At 64.7% G+C, this 23,809-nt stretch carries 23 protein-coding genes and 1 pseudogene; 15 read left to right on the plus strand and 9 right to left on the minus strand.

All coding sequences use genetic code 11. The features are described from left to right. Nucleotides 1–363: electron transfer flavoprotein subunit alpha/FixB family protein (locus B0G62_RS20895; RefSeq protein ID WP_208624239.1), on the plus strand; the 363-nt coding region annotated here is incomplete at its 5' end. Beyond that, nucleotides 353–1,216, plus strand: coding sequence for an HpcH/HpaI aldolase/citrate lyase family protein (locus B0G62_RS20900; RefSeq protein ID WP_244193323.1), 864 nt, complete (start codon nt 353–355; stop codon nt 1,214–1,216). The genes B0G62_RS20895 and B0G62_RS20900, both read left to right, overlap by 11 nt. A gap of 91 nt (nt 1,217–1,307) precedes the next feature. On the opposite strand, the gene B0G62_RS20905 is transcribed toward B0G62_RS20900, so the two are convergent. From B0G62_RS20905 to bfr, 3 genes are all read right to left on the minus strand, one after another. After that, nucleotides 1,308–1,694: a response regulator gene (locus B0G62_RS20905; protein WP_103706123.1), complete on the minus strand. Its 387-nt coding sequence runs from the start codon at nt 1,692–1,694 to the stop codon at nt 1,308–1,310. A gap of 67 nt (nt 1,695–1,761) precedes the next feature. Then, complete coding sequence (locus tag B0G62_RS20910) at nt 1,762–3,186, minus strand: RAD55 family ATPase (protein ID WP_103706124.1); 1,425 nt, start codon at nt 3,184–3,186, stop codon at nt 1,762–1,764. A 166-nt stretch (nt 3,187–3,352) separates the two neighbouring features. Then, nucleotides 3,353–3,829 (minus strand): bacterioferritin, encoded by a 477-nt coding sequence (bfr, locus tag B0G62_RS20915; RefSeq protein WP_103706125.1) that lies wholly within the window; start codon nt 3,827–3,829, stop codon nt 3,353–3,355. A 248-nt stretch (nt 3,830–4,077) separates the two neighbouring features. Here bfr and B0G62_RS20920 point away from each other — a divergent pair, with 248 nt between their 5' ends. After that, the gene (locus B0G62_RS20920) at nt 4,078–4,563 is read left to right on the plus strand and encodes a VOC family protein (protein WP_103706126.1); all 486 of its coding nucleotides are present in this window, start codon (nt 4,078–4,080) and stop codon (nt 4,561–4,563) included. 12 nt (nt 4,564–4,575) lie between these two features. Here B0G62_RS20920 and B0G62_RS20925 read toward each other — a convergent pair. From B0G62_RS20925 to B0G62_RS20935, 3 genes and pseudogenes are all read right to left on the minus strand, one after another. Beyond that, nucleotides 4,576–4,797 (minus strand): annotated as a pseudogene (locus B0G62_RS20925) (GNAT family N-acetyltransferase); the annotation flags it as partial. A gap of 29 nt (nt 4,798–4,826) precedes the next feature. Beyond that, a complete protein-coding gene (locus B0G62_RS20930; RefSeq protein WP_103706127.1) occupies nt 4,827–5,093 on the minus strand; it encodes a hypothetical protein in 267 nt (88 codons plus the stop codon). A gap of 176 nt (nt 5,094–5,269) precedes the next feature. Beyond that, complete coding sequence (locus B0G62_RS20935) at nt 5,270–6,781, minus strand: CoA-acylating methylmalonate-semialdehyde dehydrogenase (RefSeq protein ID WP_103706128.1); 1,512 nt, start codon at nt 6,779–6,781, stop codon at nt 5,270–5,272. 203 nt (nt 6,782–6,984) lie between these two features. Between B0G62_RS20935 and B0G62_RS20940 the strand changes: the two genes are divergently transcribed. From B0G62_RS20940 to B0G62_RS20950, 3 genes are all read left to right on the plus strand, one after another. Next, a complete protein-coding gene (locus B0G62_RS20940) occupies nt 6,985–7,926 on the plus strand; it encodes a LysR family transcriptional regulator (RefSeq protein WP_103706129.1) in 942 nt (313 codons plus the stop codon). A gap of 280 nt (nt 7,927–8,206) precedes the next feature. Next, nucleotides 8,207–8,587 carry a DUF4148 domain-containing protein gene (locus B0G62_RS20945; RefSeq protein ID WP_103706130.1) on the plus strand — a complete coding sequence of 127 codons (381 nt, stop codon included), beginning with the start codon at nt 8,207–8,209 and terminating at the stop codon, nt 8,585–8,587. 103 nt (nt 8,588–8,690) lie between these two features. Continuing rightward, nucleotides 8,691–9,479 (plus strand): alpha/beta fold hydrolase, encoded by a 789-nt coding sequence (locus B0G62_RS20950; RefSeq protein WP_103706131.1) that lies wholly within the window; start codon nt 8,691–8,693, stop codon nt 9,477–9,479. A gap of 158 nt (nt 9,480–9,637) precedes the next feature. On the opposite strand, the gene B0G62_RS20955 is transcribed toward B0G62_RS20950, so the two are convergent. Beyond that, nucleotides 9,638–10,366 carry a YceH family protein gene (locus B0G62_RS20955; RefSeq protein ID WP_103706132.1) on the minus strand — a complete coding sequence of 243 codons (729 nt, stop codon included), beginning with the start codon at nt 10,364–10,366 and terminating at the stop codon, nt 9,638–9,640. Nucleotides 10,367–10,677: 311 nt separating this feature from the next. Here B0G62_RS20955 and B0G62_RS20960 point away from each other — a divergent pair, with 311 nt between their 5' ends. After that, nucleotides 10,678–10,905 (plus strand): hypothetical protein, encoded by a 228-nt coding sequence (locus tag B0G62_RS20960; protein WP_227473004.1) that lies wholly within the window; start codon nt 10,678–10,680, stop codon nt 10,903–10,905. Between the two features lie 135 nt (nt 10,906–11,040). Here the strand turns inward: B0G62_RS20960 and B0G62_RS20965 are convergent, their stop codons facing one another. Both B0G62_RS20965 and B0G62_RS20970 read right to left on the minus strand, forming a co-directional pair. Next, a complete protein-coding gene (locus tag B0G62_RS20965) occupies nt 11,041–11,787 on the minus strand; it encodes a DUF2182 domain-containing protein (protein WP_103706133.1) in 747 nt (248 codons plus the stop codon). After that, on the minus strand, nt 11,784–12,584 hold the full coding sequence (locus B0G62_RS20970; protein ID WP_103706134.1) for a DUF899 domain-containing protein: 801 nt from the start codon (nt 12,582–12,584) through the stop codon (nt 11,784–11,786). Before B0G62_RS20970 ends, B0G62_RS20965 begins: the two co-directional genes overlap by 4 nt. A gap of 122 nt (nt 12,585–12,706) precedes the next feature. Between B0G62_RS20970 and B0G62_RS20975 the strand changes: the two genes are divergently transcribed. The 8 genes from B0G62_RS20975 (at nt 12,707) to B0G62_RS21010 (ending at nt 23,721) form a co-directional block, all read left to right on the plus strand. Next, complete coding sequence (locus B0G62_RS20975) at nt 12,707–13,966, plus strand: helix-turn-helix domain-containing protein (protein ID WP_103706135.1); 1,260 nt, start codon at nt 12,707–12,709, stop codon at nt 13,964–13,966. Beyond that, a complete protein-coding gene (locus B0G62_RS20980) occupies nt 13,963–14,634 on the plus strand; it encodes a Vgb family protein (protein WP_103706136.1) in 672 nt (223 codons plus the stop codon). The genes B0G62_RS20975 and B0G62_RS20980 overlap by 4 nt, the downstream gene beginning before the upstream one ends. A gap of 263 nt (nt 14,635–14,897) precedes the next feature. Beyond that, nucleotides 14,898–15,695, plus strand: coding sequence for an ABC transporter ATP-binding protein (locus tag B0G62_RS20985; RefSeq protein ID WP_244193324.1), 798 nt, complete (start codon nt 14,898–14,900; stop codon nt 15,693–15,695). Nucleotides 15,696–15,905: 210 nt separating this feature from the next. Further along, nucleotides 15,906–16,850 (plus strand): TauD/TfdA dioxygenase family protein, encoded by a 945-nt coding sequence (locus B0G62_RS20990; protein ID WP_103706138.1) that lies wholly within the window; start codon nt 15,906–15,908, stop codon nt 16,848–16,850. An 84-nt stretch (nt 16,851–16,934) separates the two neighbouring features. After that, complete coding sequence (locus B0G62_RS20995; protein ID WP_103706258.1) at nt 16,935–18,023, plus strand: ABC transporter substrate-binding protein; 1,089 nt, start codon at nt 16,935–16,937, stop codon at nt 18,021–18,023. A gap of 17 nt (nt 18,024–18,040) precedes the next feature. Then, entirely contained in the window at nt 18,041–20,383 is a 2,343-nt protein-coding gene (locus tag B0G62_RS21000; protein ID WP_103706139.1) for a TonB-dependent receptor, read from the plus strand. 53 nt (nt 20,384–20,436) lie between these two features. After that, on the plus strand, nt 20,437–22,068 hold the full coding sequence (locus tag B0G62_RS21005; protein ID WP_103706140.1) for an ABC transporter permease: 1,632 nt from the start codon (nt 20,437–20,439) through the stop codon (nt 22,066–22,068). Nucleotides 22,069–22,101: 33 nt separating this feature from the next. Continuing rightward, entirely contained in the window at nt 22,102–23,721 is a 1,620-nt protein-coding gene (locus B0G62_RS21010; protein ID WP_103706259.1) for an arylsulfatase, read from the plus strand. Nucleotides 23,722–23,809: the final 88 nt, after the last annotated feature.

A 23,809-nucleotide genomic window follows, 5' to 3' on the forward strand; every position in this document is an offset into this window, starting at 1 on the left:
CTCACGAGCGCGAAGATCATCGTCTCGGGTGGCCGGGGTCTGGGCAGCGGCGAGAACTACACGCAAGTGCTCGAACCGCTCGCCGACAAGCTCAATGCGGCACTGGGCGCATCGCGCGCAGCGGTGGACGCGGGCTACGTGCCGAACGACTACCAGGTGGGCCAAACCGGCAAGATCGTCGCGCCGCAACTGTATGTCGCGGTCGGCATCTCCGGCGCGATCCAGCATCTGGCAGGGATGAAGGACTCGAAGGTGATCGTCGCGATCAACAAGGACGAAGAAGCGCCGATCTTCAGCGTGGCCGACTACGGCCTCGTCGGCGATCTGTTCACGGTTGTGCCGGAGCTTCGCCATGCCCTCTGAGCATCATGGCATGCACGGCGACGATAGCGCACGCCACGCATTCTCCGCGCAATCGTATCTGTTCGTGCCGGGCAGCCGCCCGGAACGCTTCGGGCGCGCGCTGGAAAGCGGTGCGGACGCCGTCATCATCGACCTCGAGGATGCGGTCGAACCCGCCGCCAAGGAGGCGGCGCGTGAGAACATCGCGAACTGGGTCTCGCGCAAACATCCCGTGCTGGTGCGCATCAACGGCCGCGCGACGCCGTGGTTCGAGCAGGACGCGAAGCTGGGCGCGCTCGACGGCGTGGCCGGCATCGTGCTGCCGAAGGCCGAGAGCGCCGGGGATGTCGCGGCCACGATCGCCATCGCGCGCCGCCGTGTGAGCGTTTATCCGTTGATCGAAAGCGCGCTGGGCATGTGGCACGCCATGGCGATCGCGAAGGCGCCTTTCGTCAGGCGGCTGATGTTCGGCACGCTCGATTTCGTCGCCGAAATGGGCATGCCCGACGATGGCGAGCCGCTCAATCACTATCGCAGCCAGCTCGCGCTGATCTCGCGTGTGGCGGGTATTGAAACACCCGTCGATGGCGTGACGCCCGATATCCATGACATCGCGCGTATCGGGCGCGATGCGCTCAACGGCAAGCGGCTCGGCTTTGGCGGCAAGCTTTGCATTCACCCGCAGCAGATTGAGGCCGTTCACAACGTTTTCAGGCCGGGCGAACAGGAGCTGGCGTGGGCGGCGCGCGTGGCCGAGGCGGCTAGCCATGCGGACGCGGGCGCAATCACGGTGGACGGCAAGATGGTCGATCGACCGGTGTTGTTGCGGGCGCAACAGATTCTGGCGTTGGCCGAGGTGCTTAAAAAGCACTAATCGAACGAGGCCGGGGAGGCGCATATAGCCGTCCCCATTCGCGAATGCGGCCCACGTCGAGGATAGAGCCGATCAGCGACTGCCTGGCGGGCTATTTTTCGCCGTCGTCCACGCCGTCTGGGCTGCCAAGCAGGGCGCTGAGCGTTTGCAGCAGCTTGCGCGCGGGATAGGGTTTGTCGAGGATCGCGGCGAACAACGCGGGTTGCGCGCGCGCCGAAGCGCCCAGCGCCGCACTCGACAGAATCACGGGGATGTGGGCGAGCGCCGGGTTCGCCTTGAGTGCGCGCGCCAGTTCCAGTCCCGACATGGCGGGCATCATGTAATCCGTGATGACGGCGTCGGGGGCGACGCGCCCGATCAGGTCGAGGCCTTCCACGCCGTTGCGGGCGACATGCACGATATAGCCCGCGTCCTCCAGGAAGAAGGCGAGAAAATCGGTTATCAGGGTTTCGTCGTCGACTACAACGATGGTCGTCATTCCGGCTCACTCTCGGTGCCTGCCGCAAGCCCGGTGGGCTCACGCAATCGTGCGGCGGCGACTGCTTTCAGAGGGATGATTTGTCGGAGGCTGCCGCGCTGGCGTCCCTGATCAGTACCGAGGCGGCATTGGGAATAATGAGCTTGGTCAGCGCGGGTGCAAACGCACTGTCCCGGATCTTGATCACCTTCATCCCTTGATACAGCGAGTCGTCAGCCTCTTCGAGCTGCATGCCGATGACGTTGTCGAACAGGCTGAGCGCCTCGGGCGAAGCCTTGTTCATCGTCGTTGCGCTCAATTCGTTCGTCTCCCATGTGCAAACCGTCGTCACGTCCATGACGCGTAGCTGGTTGGTCAGCGCGGCCAGAAACTCCGTGAAGCGGTGGCTATCGACGCTCGCCCGCTCGAATCCGGCAAGACCGTCGATAACGAGCTTCCGCACTTTGCGTGCCCGCACCGCGTCGAGTAACTGATAGGCGAGACTGTCGATGACGTTTTCGGTGAGCGGGTTCCAGAGCACGGTCAACGCGCCGCCGGCGACGAGCGCGTCCATGTCGATGCCGAGCGCCGCTGCCTTGCTGGCAAGACGCGCGGGCGTCTCGTAGAAGCCGAAGTGCAGCGCCGGCTCCTCGGGGGTGGCCAGACGCAGGAAATTCAGGCCGAAACTGGTCTTGCCGCTGCCGCCCGGACCCACGACCGCCGTGGCCGAGAACGCGGGCAGACCACCCTTGATGCGGATATCGAGTTCGTCGACGCCGGACGAAACCCGCTCGCCTGGCGCGTGGTCCTGCCCCACAGGGCGGCCATAGAGCGATTCGAGGCGCGGAAACACCGTGATGCCCGCATCGCTGATCTCGTAATGATGCAGGCCGCCTAGCGATGCGCTGCCGCGCGACTTCGACACGCGCATGCGCCGCACGGTGCGCGAGCCGAATAGTTCTTCTTCGAGTTGCAGCACGCCATCGACCATGGTGTGCTCGGGGCTCGATTCGTCGATGCGCGCGCTCGTCAGGAACAGCACCGTGCAGCCGCTGAATGCCGCGTGACCCTGCAACTCCGCCACGAAAGCCTTCACGTCGAGCGAGCTATGCGTGCTCTCGCGCGCATTGAGCAGGCCATCGAGAATCAGCATCGTGGTGCCCTGGCGCGCCATCTCCTTGCGCAGCAAATCGACGAGCGCGCTCAGGCCGTCCACGCGCAGCGTGCGAAAGAGGCTCAGATACGTGACTTCCTTGCCGACGCGCCCGGCGTCGTAGAACGCGAGTGCCGAAAGCGACTGGAACAGGCGGTCGTGCGATTCGGCCAGCAGCGTGATGTAGAGCACCTTGCCGCCCTGGCCTGCCTGGGCGAAGGCAATCTGGTTGGCGAGGATGGTCTTACCGGCGCCAGGCCGCCCCTGAAGAATGTACGCGGACCCCGCGATGAGGCCGCCGCCCAGAATCGGATCGAGTCCGGGTACCTCGCTGCGCAAGCGCGTTAGAGTCTGATGCATCGCATGAACTGATTCGTCGAAGAGGATGGCCGAAAGTCCGGCAGGATCTCGCGCGTCTTCGCGGCGGGAAACTGCATTATGCGACAAAGGGCCAGCTCATGGCGATTGCATAAGCACACACAGGCACTAACCGAGGTGCTTTAACTGAGGGTTTTAACCTGGGGATTTAACTCAGCGACCCCATACCCGACTGCTGATAGTTCTGCAGGCCGACCTTGTCGATCAGGCCGAGCTGCGTTTCCAGCCAGTCGATGTGGTCCTCGGTATCGTCGAGAATTTCGACGAAAATCTCCCGCGAAACAAAGTCGTGCACCGATTCGCAATAGACGATCGCTTCCTTACATTGCGCCTGCGCGATGCGTTCGAGCTTCAGATCGCATTCGAGCGCCTCTTTCACGTCCTCGCCGACCAGCAGCTTGCTCAGGTCCTGCAGATTGGGCAGACCGTCGAGCATGAGAATGCGCTCGATCAGCTTGTCGGCGTGCTTCATCTCCTCGATCGATTCGTCATACTCATGTTTTCCGAGCGCGTTGAGACCCCAATGTTTATAGAGGCGCGCGTGCAGGAAATATTGATTGATCGCCGTGAGTTCATTCTTTAGTTCGGCGTTCAGAAGGGCAATGACTTTGGGATCGGATTGCATGAACTCTCTCCAGATCGGTTTTTCAGGTCTTGGGCGCGGGGTTGTTGAACGGCATAGAGAGAGGATAGACATTCAATTCGCGCCGTGCATGAACGGGAGTGGCAACGATATGCATTCTCTTTTCCTGACGTACGCTTTCGAAAATCGGTTCGGTCCCTTTCGCGCATGAGCCGCAGTTTGGCGGTGCGGTGTCCGGTTAGGACTATCATCGTCGGCCTGAATGCATTTCTTTATGTCAGGAGAAAGCGATGGCTGAACTGGTGACATGCCTGTGGTTCGACGAAGGCCGCGCGCACGAAGCGGCGCAGTTTTACGCGGCAACCTTTCCTGATAGCCGCGTCCACGCGCGAAACGTTTCGCCAATCGACGGGATTGGGCAGGGCGCCGAGTTGACCGTGGAGTTTACGGTGCTCGGAAAACGTTTCGTAGGCCTGAATGGTGGTCCGAACTACAAGCCGAGCGAAGCGACCAGCTTCATGGTGCAGACGGACAGCCAGGAAGAGACCGACCGCTACTGGAACGCGATTGTCGGCAATGGCGGCACGGAAGTAGCCTGCGGCTGGTGCAAGGACCGCTGGGGCTTCGCCTGGCAGATCACGCCGAAGCGTCTGCTGGAACTCGTCAATAGCGCCGATCGGGAAGTGGGTCGCCGCGCGATGGAAGCGATGATGCAGATGAAGAAAATCGATATCGCTGGAATCGAGCGGGCGGCGGGGCGGGAGAGCGCAAAATAGCGCCTGCCATCGTCAGTTGCGCGGGCGGCGGTCGCTGCGCAGCAGGCCATACAGCGCGCTATCGGTGACTTCGTCGCCGACGATCCAGCGCTCGCGCAGCAGTCCTTCGCGCACGAACCCCAGGCGTTCGTGCACGCGCGCCGAAGCGGCGTTGCGCGGATCGATATCGGGTTCGATGCGATTGAGTTTCACCGTGTCGAAGGCGTGAGCGATGACCGCTGATGCTTTTCTTTTTCGTTATCCCGATTGGACGGAAGGCGGCTTCAGCTTTGCCCTTCGTGCTTGAGGCGCTTGAGCACGAGCACGCACAGCGCGGGCACATGCACGACGCCCATGCCACCAAAAATCACCACCCACGGCGGCGCGATGGCCCCCGAAAGCATCGCTGAAATCGTACCGAACGCCAGCCCGACCAGCAGCAACACCGCATGCGCGATGAAGCGCTTGCGGCGCGTATTCGTGAAGCGCGGGATGCTCATATGAACGTAGATCATGACGAGCAGGGAGACGGTGGCGATAAGCGGGAACATGGCGGCGCAGGGTTTAAGCGAGTCGTGACGGGATGTTACGCGAGACGGCCATTTCCCGTTGGCGTATTGCGCGCGCAAGACAAGCGGCGACGGCGCATGTGCTGCGCGTCGCCGGGATGGCGGATTCGTTGCTGCCCGTTTGAGGTTTCCTCAAAACGGGCAGTGGTGATGAGGCTTTACTTCGCAACCGGCATCGTGAATTCGGCACCCTTTTCAGTGCTTTCCGGCCAGCGTTGCATGATCGACTTCTGCTTCGTGTAGAAGCGCACACCTTCTTCGCCGTAGGCGTGCATGTCGCCGAACAGGCTGCGCTTCCAGCCGCCGAAACCGTGCCACGCCATCGGCACCGGGATCGGCACGTTGATGCCCACCATGCCGACTTCGATCTGGCGGCCGAACTCGCGCGCCACGTTGCCATCGCGCGTAAAGCAGGCCACGCCGTTGCCGAATTCGTGATCGTTGATCAGTTGCACGGCTTCGGAGAAGTCCTTCACGCGCACGCAGGCGAGCACCGGGCCGAAGATCTCTTCCTTGTAGATGCGCATTTCAGGCGTGACGTTGTCGAACAGCGTGCCGCCCGTGAAGAAACCTTCTTCGTGGCCCGGCACCTTGAGGCCGCGGCCATCGACCACCAGCGTCGCGCCTTCTTCGATACCGCTCGCGATATAGCCTTCGATGCGCTCCAGCGCCTGGCGCGTGACGATCGGGCCCATTTCGGCGTCGGCTTCCATGCCGTTCTTGACGATGAGCGTCTTCGCGCGCTCGGCCAGACGCGGCACGATCTTGTCGGCGACATCGCCCACTAGCACGGCCACCGAAATCGCCATGCAGCGCTCGCCCGCCGAACCATAACCCGCGCCGATCAGCGCATCGACGGTCTGGTCGATATCGGCGTCGGGCATCACGACCATGTGATTCTTTGCGCCGCCCAGCGCCTGCACGCGCTTGCCGTGCTTCGCGCCCGTTTCATAGATGTAATTGGCGATCGGCGTGGAGCCGACGAAGCTCACCGCCTTCACGTCGCGGTGCGCGAGCAGCGCATCGACCACGACCTTGTCGCCTTGCACGACGTTGAACACGCCATCGGGCAGGCCCGCTTCCTTGAGCAGACGCGCCATGAAGAGCGAGGCCGACGGATCGCGCTCGCTCGGCTTGAGGATGAACGTGCAGCCTGCGGCCAGCGCCACTGGGAACATCCAGCACGGCACCATGCAGGGGAAGTTGAACGGCGTGATGCCGGCCACGACGCCCAGCGGCTGGCGCACGGTCCAGTTGTCCATGCCGGTCGAGACTTGTTCCGTGTAGTCGCCCTTGAGCAGTTGCGGGATGCCGCAGGCGAATTCGATCACGTCGATGCCGCGCGCGACTTCGCCTTGCGCATCGGCAAAGACCTTGCCGTGCTCGGCGGTGATGATCGCGGCCAGTTCGTCCTTGTGGCGGTTCATCAGTTCGAGAAAGCGCAGCATGACGCGCGCGCGGCGGATCGGCGGGGTGTCGCGCCAGGCCGGGAACGCGGCTTTCGCGCTCGCCACGGCGGCGTCGACGTCCGCGACTTCGCCCAGCACCAGACGGCGTGCTGCCGCGCCGGTGGCGGGGTTGAAGACGGCTTGGGTGCGGTCGCCCGCGCCGCGTTCGGTCTTGCCGCCGATGAAGTGAACTACGTCTGCGGAATCGGTAAAGGCCTGCATGTCATCTCCTCGCCAGATGGTTGAACCGGGGTTGCTTCAATCGATGACGGTCAGTGTACGAAGGCCGGGCGGCTCTGCAAAGGCACGGCGGCTGAATTGATTGTTTTCCATAGCAAACAATCACCCGTGGAAACCCTGAAAGATGGCGGATGGGGGTGCTATCATCGGCGCGTCAGTCACGATAGAAACCGGCGGGAGACGCGATGGATACGCAGAAAGCCGAATCGCTCTGGACCCATCTGCACTGGCTCAACGTGCTCGCCAATCAGGGCAGCTACACGGCGGCGGCGATGCGCCTGGGCGTGAGCAAGGCGGCGATGAGCCAGCGCATCGCGGAACTGGAGCGCGTCGCGGGCGTGGCGCTGGTGCAGCGCACGACGCGCAGCGTGCGCTTCACGGAGGCCGGGCAGCGGCTCGTCGAGCAAACGCGCGGGGAGTTCGAGCGCATCGCGGCGAGCTTCGCGGGCGTGCGCGAAATGGCCGATGTCGCGCGTGGCACGGTGCGCGTGACCGCGCCGGTGGCTTTCGCGCGTCAGCAATTGGTGCCGCATCTGGCGCGGTTCTCGCGCGCGCATCCCGAGGTGCGCGTGCAACTGGAAATGTCGGACCGCCTTACGTCTATCGCGAGCGAAGGTTTCGATCTGGCGATTCGCCATAGCGCGCAGGTGCCCGAAACGCACGTGGCCTGGAAGCTGTGCGACACGCGCTCCGTGGTCGTGGCCACGCGCACCTATCTGAAGCAGCGCGGCACGCCGCAAACGCCCGCCGATCTCGCCCAGCACGATTGCCTGTTTTATCCGCGCGCGATCGGCTCGGGCGCGTGGTCGTTCGAGAAAACCGGCCGGCGCGCGGAAAACACGCGCGTCAACGTGACGGTGAACGGCCCGTTCTCGGCCAACAACAGCGAGGCGCTGCGCGACGCCGCGCTCGAACATCTGGGCATTGCGCTCTTGCCCGATTTCAGCGCGCAGGCCGCCTTGCAGGCGGGCAAGCTCGTGCTGGTGCTGGCCAACTGGCGGCCAGTGGGCGCGTTCGCTTCGCAGTTGCACGTCGTGCGCCCGTATGGCGCGCATGTGCCGCGCGCGGTGTCGAGTTTCGCGGAGTTTCTGCGGCAGACCTTCAAACAGGGATTTCCACTGGAATAACGGCGCAAACCGTTATGCGCGTCAGCCGTCGGCGCGACGCGCCGGCTGGCGTTGCTGTAAAGGCAGAACGTTCATGGTCGGCGGCGAGTTTTGTATCGCAATGTATCTGCGGGGAGATCTGAAAAACTCGCTTGCAATAAGCCGGGTAGCGGAAACAAGCGAGATACGTCCGGGGCGTCAAATACATCCAACGCAACGTTGCAGCTAGACGAAAGAGCGCAACCCAGCGTGCAGTACCCATCCCGACCTTAGGACTTATTGATCGCTCCCGGAGAAAATCATGAACCTCGTTCGCTCCCTCGCCGCCGCCGCCGTTGTCGTTTCCGCCGCTGTGCCCGCGCTCTCGTTCGCGCAGGACCACACGATCACCCGCGCCGAAGTGCGCGCCGAACTCGTCCAGCTTCAACAGGCGGGCTACAACGCGGCCAGCGACAACAACCAGTACCCGACGAACCTGCAAGCCGCGCTCTCGCGCATCGCCGCCAACCAGCAAGGCACGAATGCCGCGTACGGCGGCAGCGCGAACGCCTCGGAAGCGGGCGCACCCGCCGTCGCCGCGCCGATGCAGCACGTATCGCATGTTTCGCACATCTCGCGTGGCGACCGTGCCGGCGATCCGCAGGATGTGGTCGGTCTCGAACCCATCTACGCCCACTCGTAATGCAGGGCACCTGCCGTCGCGAGCGATGCCCCGCGACGGCCTGCCAACAACGCACAACCAACGCACAACAACGCCACAACAAACCCTTTGCTGGAGTCATTCGATGATCCGTTTTCTTCGCCGGACCCTTGCGAGCGCGATGATGCTTGGTTCGCTGTTCGCGCTGCCCGTCGCTCATGCGGCGCAGACCGCGCCGACTGCTGACCTGCAAGGCAAGAACGTCGTGCTCGTGCACGGCGCCTTCGCCGACGGTTCGAGCTGGGACAAGGTGATCCCGCTGTTGCAGGCGCGCGGCCTGCATGTGGTCGCGGTGCAGAATCCGCTCGATTCGCTGGCGGGCGACGTGGCCGCGACCCGGCGTGCGATCGACGCGCAGCAGGGACCGGTGGTGCTGGTGGGGCATTCGTGGGCGGGCGTGGTCGTGAGCGAAGCGGGCAACGACGACAAGGTCAAGGCACTCGTCTATGTGGCCGCTTTCGCGCCCGATAACGGCCAGTCGATCAGCGACATCACCAAGGGCTTGCCGCCGCCCGTCTGGGCCGACCAGTTGCAGAAGGATTCGGCGGGCTATCTCACGCTGTCGACGCAGGGCGTGCTCGACGACTTCGCGCAGGATTTGCCCGTGGCGCAGCGCCGTTTGATCGCGGCGACCCAGGCGCCGTGGTTCGCGGGCTGCATCGACGAGAAGGTGACGAAGGCCGCGTGGCACGACAAGCCGTCCTGGTTCGTGATTCCCCGGCACGATCGCATGATCGATCCGCAACTCCAGGCGCAGATGGCCGCGCGTATCGGCGCGCAGGTGACGAGGGTGAACGGCAGCCACGTTGCGCTCGTGAGCCAACCGCAAGCCGTGGCCGATGCGATCATCGCGGCGGCGCGCAAAGCAGAATAAGCATGCGTCCCGTTGAGCGGGGAGAATCACGTCAGTTGGCAGACTGGCCCGTGACGTTTTAGTGACAGCCGAAAAAACGGTCGAACGGTTGGCTTCGTTCGACCGCGCACTAAATGGCGTATTGAATCGACTTGATCAGTGACGCAGAGCGATCAGCGTCACGCCTCGCCCTCAAGCTTCTCGATCGACATCCCCAGTTCGGTGGCCATGCGTTCGACCAGCGTTTGCAGGCGCGCGACTTCATCGGCCAGACGTTGCTGTTCCGCGCGTAGCGACTCGTAATCGGCGCTCGAAATCCCGGAACCGCCCGATGTGCCTGCGCCCGCATACTCGCCGTCGAAGCTGCCCGCAGGCGGCAGGCTCACTTCGCCGCACAGCAGATGCATCCAGCGGCTCTCGCGCTCGCCCGGCGCGCGCGGCAGTTTGACGACGAGCGGCGGCTCGCGCTCGGCCAACTCGGCGAGAAAAGCCTCGACCGACGACACGTCCGCGAAACCATGCAGACGCGCCGAATTCAGGCGCAATTCGGCGGCCGTCTGCGCGCCGCGCAACAGCAGCACGGTGAGCAGGGCGACGGCCTGGCCCGGCACGCCCAGCACGCGGTTCAGGTTGTGCTCGAAACGCGGCACGCGGCTGCTGCTGCCCTCGAACACGAGGCTCAGATGCTTGAGATCTTCGATCGCGCTCAGGATTTCGGCTTCGCTCACGTTCATGACCGGCGAGCGCGCGGTTTTCTGGTTGCAGCCCGAGGCCAGCGAATTGAGCGACAGCGGATAGGTGTCCGGTACCGTGTGCTGCTTCTCGATCAGCACGCCGACGATACGGGCCTCCAGCGGCGTAAGCGCGCGCAGCGCGCGGGGCGAGGGAGCATCGGCAGGGGTATTCATAGGCGGGTCAGGCGGAATTTTTTACGGGATTTGATGATACCCGCTCGTGGCGCCGCTGCGCAGGGGCGGCCCGTCGATCGCCGTGGATGTTTCGCCAGAAGTTTATTAGTAGCTTTTACCCAGAATTTTTGAAAGCGCCTAACAGTACCCCGCTATTACCTGAAACTGCCCAAAATCCGGGTTTTTTCCGACTTAAAAACTTCTGCATAGAGATTAACGCTTATTGCACTGCAACAAACGAATGCCTACACTGCTCCAGTTACCAGGCGTTTCGAACCTGCTTCGAAACATTTCGAAAAGGAGGGCGTGTCGTGAGCGCATCCCAATCGCCAATATTGCATACGGCCCTAAAGCTGCACGTCTTCGAACAGGAAGGCGGCTGGCATTGGGGCATCACCATTCCGCGCGCAGCAGGCGGTGGCTTCAAGGTCATCGCTTATAGCGATACGACGTTCTCCGGCGAGACCGAAGCCCGCCGTGACGGCGATCGCGTGCTTCACGCCATGCCGGACCATGCGGCGGCTTCGCTTGTCTGTTGAATTCGCCTGCTGAATTTGCGCTGAAGGCCGCGCGGCGTATGAGCCGCGCGGCCTTCGGCTTTCCTTCACGCCCGTTTTATGTGACCGGGTCATGACAATGTCCACGCGCCCGCAATAATGCGCTGGGGCCAGCTTTCAGATCGCTCGCGCAATGAGCAGGACGCCAGCCGCGATGCTCGTCACCCCGACCAGACGCACAAGACGTCCACGCGCCGCCGCTACGCGTTCGATAGCGATTGCCGCGCTTACGATGAGCGTCGCCTCGCGCTCCATCACGCCGGTCGCGAGCAGCACTGCCATCCAGTTGCCGCAGCAGCTTGCGCACAGCACCGCGAAACGCATACCAATGCGTAACGCAGAGAGCGCATCAGTTGGTGACGTCATCGGGCATTGGCGCATCGAATGGCAGGCGTGCAGGCGATTAACCTTCCATGCTGTGCATTGAAGAACACCCGCAACGATGACGACGCAGCCCGCCGCAAGCGGTGCCGCGCGCGCTATCGACGGTACGCGTATTTCAAGCGAAGCCAGCATGGCGCCCATCGGAAAGAGCAGCGCGCCCGCCAGAATCCATGCCGAGAAATAACCAAGCGCGCTCAAGATAATTAGCCATCCAGAACGAATGGTCAGCGTGCTGCGTTCGCGCCAGAGCATTGCCGCAAGCGCAGGCAGCATCATTGCGGGCGTCATGGTGGCCCACATCGACACGAACGACGCGGCGGTTTGCAGCCACGTCCGCCCGCACAGCGGCAGCCATGCGGCCGAAAGCGTCCAGCCGCCCGGCATCGGCGTGCCGCTCATCGCGGCCATCGACGTGAAGCGCAGCGCTGTCACTGTCGCGCTGGCCGCGAACAGCAGCGCGGCCCCGATCGCGAAGATCACTCGCGCTCTGGCGATGGGCAACACGATGGGCCCCGGTGAGCGTTGTATTCGTCGTGCCGCTTCCACCAGATGCCGGCTTCGTTGCGGCCTCGCGGCGCGCGGTCGAGCCACGGATACATGCCCCAGACGGCATCGAGACCGCGCGCATAGGTCGAATACGTGTGCCAGATCGCGCCGTCCTCGCGCACGAAGGCGCTCAGGCCCGGCCGGTCGCGTGCATAAGTCGCCGCATCGGTGCCGCAGCTTGCCGCGAATTCGGCGACGGGGGCGGGCGGCGGATCGGCGTCCATCGCGTGCTGTCCGCGCGCGTAGTTGTATTCGACATTGCCTTCGCGCTGCTGCGTTGCCGTGAACGACACGTTGAAGTCGAAGTTGAAATCGTTGCCTTGCGACGAGGCCCACGGAAAGCGCCAGCCCATACGCTCGCGATAGGCGAGCAGCCTGGCGAGCGGCGCGCGTGAGACCGCCATCAGCGTGACGTCGTGGTGGGCGAGATGGGCGACGTTGCCGTCGAAGCCATCGGCGAGCGCCGAGCAGGATGGGCAGCCCGCCGCGTAGTCGGGGCCGAACATGAAGTGGTAGACGACCAACTGCGAGCGTCCGGCGAAGAGATCGGCGAGCGAGGCGCGGCCTTGTTCGGTATCGAAGGTGTAGTCCTTGTCGATGCGTACCCAGGGCAGCGCCTGGCGTTGTCGGGCGAGCGCGTCGCTGCGCCTCGTGAGGTCTTTCTCGGCGGCGAGCAGGTCGAGCCGTGCGGCGAGCCATTGCTCGCGGGTGCCTGTTGCATGCGTGGTCATCGTGTGCTCCTGAAAGGGCTGATAGCGGAAACCGCGGAAAATCTGTGCTCTGACTGCCGTGTTAGATTAGGTCCGGACTGCCAGGCGAGGGGAGTGACAAGTGTGTCGGGATTGGGCTGCGCATGGACTCGTTGATCACTGCGGCGGCGCGCGCACTGGCCGCCGGTGATGCGCTGGGCGCGCTGAACCGCGTCGCCCTGCGCGGCGATGCGCCCGCGCTTGCGTTGCGCGGCATCGCCATGGCGCAGCTTGGCGATCTCGAACGCGCGAAGGCGCTTTTGCGCAGCGCCGCACGCGCGTTCGGCGCGCGAGAAGCGGTGGCCCGCGCACGCTGCATCGTTGCCGAGGCTGAAATCGCGCTGGCATTGCGCGACCTGGCGTGGCCCGCAGCGGCGCTCGATGCGGCGCGGCAAACGCTCGACGCGCACGGCGACACCCTCAACGCCGCGCACGCGCGCCATCTGGCCATACGCCGCCTGTTGCTGGTCGGGCGACTGGACGAAGCGGAACAGTGGCTGGCCGATATGGACCCCGCATCGCTGCCGCCCGCGCTCAGGGCATCGCACGAACTGATCGCAGCGGGCATCGCGATGCGGCGCATTCGTGCGCGGGCGGCCCGCACGGCGCTGGCCGAGGCAGCGCGTGCCGTGCGCATCGCGGACATCGCGCCGCTTGCCGCCGAAGTCGCGCGGGCGGCGCAATCGCTGGAGGAACCAGCCGCGCGGCTCATCGCAGGCGGCGAGGCGCGCCCGCTGCTGCTCGATGAAGTCGAAGCCTTGCTGGCCTCGGACACGCTGGTGATCGACGCGTGTCGCTACGCCGTGCGTCAGGCCGATATCGCGATTGCGCTCGCACGCAGGCCGATATTGTTCGTGCTGGCGCGCGCACTGGCCGAAGCGTGGCCCGCCGACGTGCCGCGCGACGTGCTCATCGCGCGTGCCTTTCGCATGAAGCATATGGACGATACGCATCGGGCGCGGCTACGCGTCGAAATTGGCCGTCTGCGCGCGCTGCTGGGCGAACTGGCCGCCATCCACGCGACGCCGCAGGGCTTCGCGCTCGCGCCGCGCGTCGCAAGCGAGGTAGTCGTGCTGGCGCGTCCTGTCGAGGAGGCACACGCGGCCGTGCTGGCGCTGCTCGCAGATGGCGAAGCGTGGTCTAGCTTGGCGCTGGCGCTTGCCCTGAGCACGAGCCAGCGCACCGTGCAGCGCGCGCTCGACGCGCTGGCGGCGGCGCGCAAGGTGCTGCCGGTGGGCGTGGGCCGCGCGCGCCGCTGGACCATGCCGCCGCTGCCCGGATTCGCGACGGCCTTGTTACTCCCCGCGCTCCTGCCAGGCGGGCAGGATGAGCGCATGAACCGACCGGCAAGGAGCCCACAATGAAGCATTCCACGGCCAGCATCCTGCGCGAATATGGTCCTTTCGAAGGCGTCGAGCAGGTGGGCGGCGTCACCTGGGACGGCAGCCGCGTGTGGTTCGCGGCGGGCGACCGGATCGCCTCGCTCGATCCGCAAAGCGGCGAGACCGGGCGCGCGATCGACGTGCCGGCGCATGCGGGCACGGCCTTCGACGGCCAGCACCTGTTCCAGATTTCCGAGGCGCAAATCCACAAGATCGACCCGCAGAGCGGCCGCGTGCTCGCCACGATTCCGGCGCCAGGCAATGGCGGCGATTCCGGCCTCGCGTGGGCCGAGGGCACGCTCTGGGTGGGCGAATATCGCGCGCGCAAGATTCATCAGATCGATCCGCAGACCGGCGTGATCCTGCGCACGATCGAGTCGAGTCGCTTCGTGACCGGCGTGACGTGGGTGGACGGCGAACTGTGGCACGGCACCTGGGAAGGCGACGAGAGCGACCTGCGCCGCATCGATCCGCAAACGGGCAAGGTGCTGGAGCGGCTGGCGATGCCGGAAGGTACCGCTGTTTCCGGGCTTGAATCGGATGGCGGCGAGCGGTTTTTCTGTGGCGGAGGCAATAGCGGGAAGATTCGCGCGGTGCGCAGGCCGGGGCATGAGGCGGGTGGGGATGCAGACGGGGAGCCGGGCGATTGAGCATGGCGTGCCGTTCGGGAAAAGACCTTGAGGTCGCCGCACGCGCCGCACGACCACCCGGAAGACGGTCGCGGCAAGCAGCGTCGGCAATCGTAAAGCCTCATCAGGAATATCGATAGCGCCAAATCGCCGGGTAATCTGACCACTCTTTGACAGACAGTCCGGCGCAGCCTTTTTGATAATGGATGCCTTGATCCGTCGCTGCGCGTATCGCGCGCGACGCCTACGGCCCCACTATCAGGCTCCCTATGAACTCTCCCGCATTGGCGCCGAAATCACCGTACGGCGGCGGCACGCCCGATTCCTTCGTGCGCCTGCACGGCGTGAGCAAGCGCTTCCAGGTCGCCGGCCATTCGCGCGCCATTCTCGCCGATCTCGATCTCGACATTCGCCGCAAGGAATTCATCGCTATCCTCGGCGAGAGCGGTTGCGGCAAATCCACCTTGCTACGTCTGCTGTGCGGGCTGGATAGCGCCTATGAAGGGCAGATTCTCGTCGATGGCGTCGCGCCCAGGATCGGCAACGACGAAGCGGGCATCGTGTTTCAGGACCCGCGTCTGTTCCCGTGGCTCACTGTCGAGCAGAACATCGCGCTGGGGCTTGCGCGCTTCAGCCTGGCTCGCAGCGAGGTACAGCAGCGCGTGAGCGAACACGTCGCGCTGGTCGGTCTCGCGGGTTTCGAACGCGCGCTGCCGCATCAGCTTTCGGGCGGCATGGCGCAGCGCGTGGCGCTCGCGCGCGCCATCGTCGCGAGGCCTGCTTTCCTGCTGCTGGACGAGCCGTTCAGCGCGCTCGATGCGCTCACGCGCTCGCAGATGCACGATCAATTGCTGCGTATTCGCGCGGCCGCCGATCTGACGATGCTGCTGGTCACTCACGATGTCGAAGAGGCCGTCTATCTGGCCGACCGCGTGGTGGTGATGGCGCCGCGTCCGGGACCGCTGCGCGCGGCCGTCGATATCGATCTCGCCTATCCGCGCAATCGTGCGGACACCGCATTCCAGCACGAGCGCGAACGCCTGCACGCGCTTCTCGGTCACGGGGTTAATTCGTTCAGTTGATTGATTAGCTGATTGTGTGCTTTGGACTGTAAAGGCATAGACAGATATTCGCGCAGTGTCCCGGTAGCATGGCTGTAACGGTCGTCATCGCAAAGAGCAGGTACAAAGAGCAGGCAAGCGATCACGATCTGAATGACGGCGAAGGCGCAATAAAAACATCGCCTTTGCGTTTTTATTCATAAGGATTCCTTTTCGTAGCGAGAAGAAAAAATGTCGAAACTCAACGTAGTGGAAACCGGCGAGCTGTCCATCCATCCGATCACGGGCCGCATTGGCGCGGAGATTCGCGGCGTGCGTCTGTCCGGCGATCTGCAACCGGCGGCGCTGGAAGCGATCAATGCGGCGCTGTTGCGCCACAAGGTCATTTTCTTTCGCGACCAGACGCATTTGACGGATCAGGAGCAAGAGTCGTTCGCAAAGCGGCTCGGCGATCCGGTTGCGCACCCGACCGTGCCGGTGCGCGAAGGCACCGAATATCTGCTTGAACTCGATTCGCTGCATGGCGGCCGCGCCAACTCGTGGCACACGGACGTGACTTTTGTGGATGCCTATCCCAAGGCGTCGATCCTGCGCGGCGTGACGAATCCCGAAGTGGGCGGCGACACGGTCTGGGCCAACACGGCGACGGCTTATGACGATCTGCCGGACACGCTCAAGACCCTGGCGGAACAGCTCTGGGCGGTGCACAGCAACGATTACGACTACGCAGCCGCCGCGAGCTACGCGCGCAATACGCTCACCGATCAGGCAAAGGCCGCCTACGAGCGCTATCGCGAGGTGTTCGTTTCCACGCGTTATGAAACCGAGCATCCGCTCGTGCGCGTGCATCCGGAAAGCGGCGAGAAAACCCTCGTGCTGGGCCACTTCTTCAAGCGCTTCGTGGATCTGCCGGGTTCCGCGTCGAACCATTTGTTCGAGGTCTTCCAGGGCTATATCACGCGCCTTGAAAACATCGTGCGCTGGCGCTGGCAGAGCGGCGACGTGGCGATCTGGGACAACCGCGCGACCCAGCACTACGCCGTAAACGATTACGGCGATGCGCGCCGTGTCGTGCGCCGCGTGACGCTGGCGGGCGACGTGCCGGTGAGCGTGGACGGCCGCAAGAGCGTCACGCGCAGCGTGGAAAAGAATCCGAAGCTTGCTGCCGCGGCTTAAGGAAAAGGCGTGCGCTGCGCTGCCGCGCGTTTCGCGTGGCAGCACATCGCACGCATTGAAAGTGCTTTATTTGTGGGGGTTCTCGTGGGACGTCGATTTTTCGCACACTTTTACGCTGCTTGCCTCGTCGCGTTCGCGCTGCTGGCCCTGGTTTCGCCGCATGCGCGCGCACAGAACGTGATCCGCATCGCGGTGCCCGATATCGGCGCGGCATCGAAGCCCGCGGGCGGCGGCGTGGTCGACGTGCTCAACGCGAACCAGACGCTGGAAAAGGCCTTTCAGAAAGACGGCGTGAAGATCCAGTGGACCTTCTTCAAGGGCGCGGGGCCGGCGGTCAACGAGGCCTTCGCGAACCATCAGGTCGATCTGGCTTTTCTCGGCGATCTTGCGGGCATCATCGGCCGCGCGAATGGACTCGACACGCGCCTGATCGCCGCGCTGGCGCGCGATGTCAACGGCTATCTCGCGGTGCAGCCGGGGCAGGGCATCAAGGATCTGAAAGACCTCAAGGGCAAACAGATCGCGCTTTTTCGTGGCACGGCGCTGCAATTGTCGTTCGATAGCGTCCTGCGCAGCGAGGGTTTGACCGAGCGTGATTTCCGCGTGGTCAATCTCGACCTCAACAGCGCCGCCGCCGCCATTGCCGCGCATCGCATCGATGCCGTATGGGGCACGTCCTCGCTCTTCATTCTCAAGGACAAGGGGCTGGTCGATATCCCCGTGAGCACGCGTGGCCGTGACGGCATCGGCACGTTCAAGGCGGGACTGGTGGCGTCGGGCGACTTCCTGCGCGCCCATCCCGAATGGGCGCAGCGCATCGTGGCGAGCGTGCTGGAAGCGTCGGACTGGGTCTCGGATCGCAAGAATCTGGACGCTTACCTGCAGCTCGAACAGACCCGCGCGGGCACGCCCACGTCGGTATGGCGCAATGAAATCGGCGATAGCGATCCGGCCACGTTCTTTTCGCCGTTGCTCGATCCGTACTACGTCAACGCATTCAAGCGCGACGTGGATACGGCAAAGCAGCTCGGCATGATCCGCCAGAGTTTCGATGTCGATCGCTGGGTCGACGCGACGTACCTGAATCAGGCGCTTGCACAGACGAAGCTCGCCGGCCGCTGGCAACCCTCGCGCACATTCACCGAAGTCGAAAAGACGGCAAAGACGAATTAAAAGGCATCTATAACAACATGAAGGACCACCACACCTTTTATCGCTTGACGGCGATTGCCGCAGCGGTTCTGGCCACGACTTCCGCATGGGCGCAGGACGACAGCAAAGCAGAAACCACGACCGGGACCACCCAGGCAAAAACCGAAAACCCGGTGCAACTGAAGGAATTCACGGTCACGGCGCGCCGCCGTTCGGAAAGCGCGCAAAAAGTGCCCGCGCCGATTTCCACGGTCAGCGGACAGGATCTGGAGCGCCAGCGCCTCTATCGCATCCAGGACTTGCAGCAGAGCTTGCCGAGCCTGAACGTCGCGTTCATCAATCCTCGCCAGTCGAGCATTTCGATTCGCGGCATCGGCAACAACCCGGCCAGCGACAATCTGGAGCCGAGCGTCGGCGTCTATCAGGACAACGTTTATCTCGGGCGTCCCGGTATGGCGGTGTTCGACCTGCTCGATATCCAGCAGGTGGATCTGTTGCGCGGCCCGCAAGGCACGCTGTTCGGCAAGAACAGCACGGCGGGCGTGCTCAATATCTCGACGCGCCCGCCGCAGTTTCATACCGAAGGCTATCTGGAGCAGTCGGTCGGCAATGACGGCTATGCGCAGACCAAGGCACATATGAGCGGGCCGCTATCCGAAACGCTCGCGGGCACGCTCGATCTGGAGCACACGCATAGCGACGGCAGCGAGACGAATCTGTACAACGGCAGTCAGTTGAACGGCGTATCGAATTATGGTGTGCGCGGCCAGTTGCTATGGAAGCCGAACAATGATCTGAGCGTGCGCTTCATCGCCGATTACAACACGCAGAATTCGAACACCGGCGCGATGCTGCTTTACGGCGTGCCGGCAAGCAGCACCTATCTGTCGCGCGCGGCGTTGCTGGGCGTGACGCCGGTGGTGAATCCCTCGCAGTTTCAGGTCAATACCGACACCACGCCGCACATGAACGTCCATCAGGGCGGCGTATCGACCGAGGTGAACTACAAGCTGCCGTCCGGTTATGCGCTCACGTCGATCACGGCGGCGCGCTTCTGGGACTTCTCGCCGAGCAACGACGGCGACGGCTTGCCCGTGCCCGCGATCACCAATACCGGCGTGCGCGTGGACGATCACCAGATCTCGCAGGAAGTGCGCCTCGCGTCGCCGACGGGCGGCCCGATCGACTGGGTGGTGGGCGCGTACTACTTCTACGAGCAGACCAACACGAACACCTTCAGCGCGTTCGGCCCGGATGCGGACCTGTTCCAGTACGGCGTGAATCGCGGCATCCTGAACGGCGTCACGGCGGTGTCGCCCGCCTCGGTGGAAACCAATAGCGCCGCGCTGTTCGGTCAGGCGACGTGGCATATCAACACGCGCGCGGACCTCACGGCGGGCGTGCGCGGCACCTACGAAGACAAGAGCGGCTACGTGAACCGTCTTGCGCCCACGGGCGGCGCGGCTCTGCCGGGTTCGCTGCTCGCGTTGCGCAATGCGGCGGTGGGCGCGTACCAGTCGGGACAACTCGGCGAGCGCAGTATCAGTCCGTCGATGATGCTCAATTTCAGCTACAAGCTCACGTCCGACGTGCTCGCCTACGCCACGCTCTCGCACGGAGAGAAGTCGGGCGGCATCAACATGGCGGTGGGCTCCGCGCCCACGCTCGGTGCGAACTCGCTGCTATTTGGCCCCGAGCGCGCCAATGACGCCGAACTCGGCATCAAGAGCGAATGGCTCGACCATCGGCTGGTGGTCAACGCCAATCTGTTCTGGACGCAGATCAACGGCTATCAGGCCACGACATACGTGACGGTGCCGTCCAGCGGTCTCGTGAGCCAGGTGCTCGCCAACGGCGCCAACGTGCGCTCGCGCGGCGCGGAACTCGATCTGCGCGCGCGTCCCCTGCGCGGCCTGACGCTCGGCCTGAACGCGTCCTATGTGAACGCGACCTATAGCTCGTACACGAACGGACCGTGCGCCGCCGAAGTCACGCTCGCCACCGGCGCGACCACCTGCAACCTCACGGGCAAGGCGGTTTCGGGCGCGCCGCGCTGGATCGCCAACCTGAGCGCGCAATACGAGTTCTCGCTTGGCCACGACATCGACCAGTACGTCACCGGCGTATGGTCGCTGCGTTCGAACCAGTACGGCACGCTCGACGATTCGCGCTATGGCCGCCTGCCGGGCTACGGGATCTTCAACCTCGCGACGGGCTGGCGTCTGAACAGCGGCGAGCACAAGTGGGATCTGTCCATCTGGGCGCACAACCTGTTCAACCGCCACTACTACCTGGCGTCGTTTGCGAGCGTGCAGAACACCTATACGGCGATGGCGGGCGACCCGCGCATGGTCGGCGCAACGCTTCGTTTTACTTATTGATTTCAACCGCTTTTAACAGGCACCCACAGGCTCCAACGGGCCGCGAGGCCGACATGCTCAATACGGCGAATTCGACGATTCTCGACGGCAACGATGCCGATGCAGCCCGCGCGCCGCGCGCGATACGCGTGAAGCGCGCGGGCGGTCAGGCCGTCACCTGGTCCGCGCTGCTGCCGTGGGCGCTGCCCGTGTTCGTTTATCTGCTCTGGTGGAAGGCGGCGCACGCGGGCTGGATGTCGGCGCAGATTCTGCCCGCACCCGAACTCGTGTGGGAAACCGCGCGCGATCTGCTGCGCGACGGCCTCGTGTCGAATCTGCTCATCAGCCTGGAGCGCCTCGCGATCGGCTTCGTGCTGGGCACGCTCGGCGGCGCGTTGCTCGGCGCGCTGATGGGCGCGAGCGTGGTTGCCGAAGAGGTCGTCGCGCCGCTGTTCTACGCCATCGCGCAAGTGCCGCCGCTCGCGCTGCTGCCGCTCTTGATGGTGGTGCTCGGCATCGGCGAGGCGCTCAAAATCGTGCTGATCTTCAAGGCCGTGGCGATTCCCGTGGCGATCCACACCCAGGCGGGCGTGCGCGCCATGCCATGGCGGCTGCGCGAGGTGGCGGGCGTGCTGCGTCTGTCCGCATGGCAGCGCGTGCGTCTGCTGGTGCTGCCCGCCGCGCTGCCCGCGTTCCTGACCGGCGTGCGCCAGGCGCTTGCGCAGGGTTGGCTCACGCTGATCGCCGTGGAACTGCTGGCGTCGTCGGAGGGCATTGGTTACCTGATGGTGTATGGGCGGCAGATGTTCCAGCTCGACGTGGTGTTCGTCTGCATCGTCACGATCGGGCTGACGGGATTCGCCATCGATCAGGGCGTGCAGCGGCTGGACCGCCGGCTCGTGCGCTGGCCGCATGAGGCTCCGGGCGCGCGAGTCGCTTCGGCGCGGCACGGCTTGCAACGCTACGCGCGCGGCGCCGTATTGCCCGCGCTGATTCTCGCGCTCTGGGCGCTCGTGGCGTATCTGCATCTCGTCGATGCGAACCTGCTGCCCGCGCCGGGTGTCGTGCTGCGCAGCGCGCTGGACGATCTGCGCAGCGGCGCGCTGCCGGTGCCGCTCGCGCATACGCTTGCCCGCGCGGGCGAGGGGCTGGCCGTGGGCGCGTGCGCGGGCCTCGCGCTCGGCATCGCTTTGGGCGCGGTGACGTGGGTGCGGCGCGCGTTCGGCCCGACGCTCACTGCCTTGCGCCAGGTCGCGATCTTCGCGTGGATTCCGCTTTTGACCGCGTGGGCGGGTCTCGGCGATCTATCGAAGGTGATCTTCGTCGCGCTCGCGGCGTTCTTTCCCGTCGTGCTGGCGACGAGCCGCGCCGTCGAAGCGCTGCCGCCCGCGCTGGTCGAAGTCGCGCTCACGCTGCGTCTGAACGCCTGGCAGCGGTTGCGCTGGCTGATCGTCCCCGCGATCCTGCCTGGCGTGTTCGCGGGGCTGCGGCTCGCGCTCGTCTATGCATGGCTTGGCGCGATCGGCGCGGAGTATCTGATGCCTTCGGGCGTGGGCCTTGGCACCTTCATGATCGACGCGCAGCAGCTCTTTCGCACCGACCGTCTGCTGTCCGCGGCCGTGACGATCGGCGCGCTGGGGGCGTTGTTCGGCTGGCTTGGCAGCCGCCTCGAAGCCTCGGCGACGCGCTGGCGCACGCGGCATTGAATGTCCGATTTGAATTTCACAGGAAACCTCGACATGACAAAGCAGTCCGGCAAACGCCCCAATTTCCTCGTGATCGTCGCCGACGATCTGGGCTTCTCCGACCTCGGCGCGTTCGGCGGCGAGATCGCCACGCCGAACCTCGACGCCCTCGCTCACGCGGGCGTGCGCTTCACCGACTTCCATACGGCCTCCGCCTGCTCGCCGACGCGCGCGATGCTGCTGAGCGGCACCGATCATCACGTGGCCGGCATCGGCACGATGGCCGAGGCGCTGCCGCCGCATCTCGCGGACAAGCCCGGCTACGAGGGCTATCTGAACGAGCGCGTGGCGGCGCTGCCCGAACTGCTGCACGAAGCCGGCTATTTCACGGCGATGGCGGGCAAGTGGCATCTGGGGCTGACGCTGGAGCGCTCGCCGTCGGCGCGTGGCTTCGAGCGCTCGTTCGCGCTGCTGCCGGGCGCGGCCAATCACTACGGCTTCGAGCCGGTCGGAGAGGACGACGAACAGCCGCGCCTGATGCGCTCGACGCGCGGGCTGTATGTGGAAGACGGCCTGTACGCCGAGAACCTGCCCGACGACTTCTATTCTTCCGACACCTTCGCGGACAAGCTGATCCAGTACCTGGGCGAGCGCAAGGATGACGATCGCCCCTTCTTCGCGTACCTGCCGTTTTCCGCGCCGCATTGGCCGCTGCAGGCGCCCGCCGAAATCGTCGAGCACTATCGCGGCCGCTACGACGCGGGCCCCGATGCGCTGCGCGCCGAGCGCCTGGCGAAGCAGAAGGCGCTGGGCCTGCTCGACGCCGAAGTGAGTGCTCACCCCGTCGTCGCGCCCACCCCCGAATGGGACGCGCTGTCGCCGCAGGAGCGTGCTTTCTCGGCGCGCACGATGGAGGTCTATGCCGCGATGGTCGAGCGGCTCGACTGGAACGTGGGCCGCGTGATCGAGCACCTCAAGGAAACGGGCGAATTCGACAACACCTTCGTGCTGTTTCTCTCCGACAACGGCGCGGAAGGCGCGCTGCTCGAAGCGCTGCCGATCTTCGGGCCGGATCTGCAGCGCTTTATCCGCGACTATTACGACAACAGCCTGGAAAACGTGGGGCGCGGCAATTCCTATGTCTGGTACGGCCCGCGCTGGGCCCAGGCGGGCACTGCGCCCTCGCGGCTCTACAAGGCGTTCACGACCGAAGGCGGGATTCGCGTGGTGGCGTTCGCGCATCACGCGGCGCTGGACAGACGCGGCGTCGGCGATGCGTTCGCGACGGTCATGGACGTGGTGCCGACGGTGCTCGAACTCGCGGGCGTCGAGCATCCCGGCACGCACTGGCGCGGGCGCGAGATCGCCGCCGTGAAGGGCCGCTCGCTGCTGCCGTATCTGCGCAACGAAGCCGACGCCGTGCACGACGCCACCCACGTCACCGGCTGGGAACTGTTCGGGCGGCGCGCGGTGCGCCAGGGCGACTGGAAGGCCGTCTTCATTCCCGCGCCAGTGGGGCCGGGCGTGTGGCAGCTCTACGATCTCGCGCGCGACCCCGGCGAAACCCAGGATCTGGCCGAGGCCGAACCGGCGCGGCTGCAAACGCTGCTCGCGCACTGGGAAACCTATGTCGAGGAAAACGGCGTGCAGGCGTTCGAGTTTGCGCCCGCCTGAAGCGCCGATGGCGTGAGCGGGCTGATGGGCTGACGCGCATCGCTGCAATCCGCGCTGCATTAGTACGGCGGCGCAGATATGGATAGCA

This window comes from Paraburkholderia eburnea (assembly GCF_002917095.1).
GTDB lineage: Bacteria > Pseudomonadota > Gammaproteobacteria > Burkholderiales > Burkholderiaceae > Paraburkholderia > Paraburkholderia eburnea.

Coding starts and splice junctions, on each gene's coding strand:
- B0G62_RS20990 (WP_103706138.1), top strand. CDS start 15,906: ATGTCGAAACTCAACGTAGTGGAAACCGGCGAGCTGTCCATCCATCCG.
- B0G62_RS20930 (WP_103706127.1), bottom strand. CDS start 5,093: ATGTTCCCGCTTATCGCCACCGTCTCCCTGCTCGTCATGATCTACGTT.
- B0G62_RS20950 (WP_103706131.1), top strand. CDS start 8,691: ATGATCCGTTTTCTTCGCCGGACCCTTGCGAGCGCGATGATGCTTGGT.
- B0G62_RS20910 (WP_103706124.1), bottom strand. CDS start 3,186: ATGCATCAGACTCTAACGCGCTTGCGCAGCGAGGTACCCGGACTCGAT.
- B0G62_RS20955 (WP_103706132.1), bottom strand. CDS start 10,366: ATGAATACCCCTGCCGATGCTCCCTCGCCCCGCGCGCTGCGCGCGCTT.
- B0G62_RS20980 (WP_103706136.1), top strand. CDS start 13,963: ATGAAGCATTCCACGGCCAGCATCCTGCGCGAATATGGTCCTTTCGAA.
- B0G62_RS20905 (WP_103706123.1), bottom strand. CDS start 1,694: ATGACGACCATCGTTGTAGTCGACGACGAAACCCTGATAACCGATTTT.
- B0G62_RS20945 (WP_103706130.1), top strand. CDS start 8,207: ATGAACCTCGTTCGCTCCCTCGCCGCCGCCGCCGTTGTCGTTTCCGCC.
- B0G62_RS21000 (WP_103706139.1), top strand. CDS start 18,041: ATGAAGGACCACCACACCTTTTATCGCTTGACGGCGATTGCCGCAGCG.
- B0G62_RS20900 (WP_244193323.1), top strand. CDS start 353: ATGCCCTCTGAGCATCATGGCATGCACGGCGACGATAGCGCACGCCAC.
- B0G62_RS20935 (WP_103706128.1), bottom strand. CDS start 6,781: ATGCAGGCCTTTACCGATTCCGCAGACGTAGTTCACTTCATCGGCGGC.
- B0G62_RS20940 (WP_103706129.1), top strand. CDS start 6,985: ATGGATACGCAGAAAGCCGAATCGCTCTGGACCCATCTGCACTGGCTC.
- B0G62_RS21005 (WP_103706140.1), top strand. CDS start 20,437: ATGCTCAATACGGCGAATTCGACGATTCTCGACGGCAACGATGCCGAT.
- B0G62_RS20920 (WP_103706126.1), top strand. CDS start 4,078: ATGGCTGAACTGGTGACATGCCTGTGGTTCGACGAAGGCCGCGCGCAC.
- B0G62_RS20975 (WP_103706135.1), top strand. CDS start 12,707: ATGGACTCGTTGATCACTGCGGCGGCGCGCGCACTGGCCGCCGGTGAT.
- B0G62_RS20970 (WP_103706134.1), bottom strand. CDS start 12,584: ATGACCACGCATGCAACAGGCACCCGCGAGCAATGGCTCGCCGCACGG.
- bfr (WP_103706125.1), bottom strand. CDS start 3,829: ATGCAATCCGATCCCAAAGTCATTGCCCTTCTGAACGCCGAACTAAAG.
- B0G62_RS21010 (WP_103706259.1), top strand. CDS start 22,102: ATGACAAAGCAGTCCGGCAAACGCCCCAATTTCCTCGTGATCGTCGCC.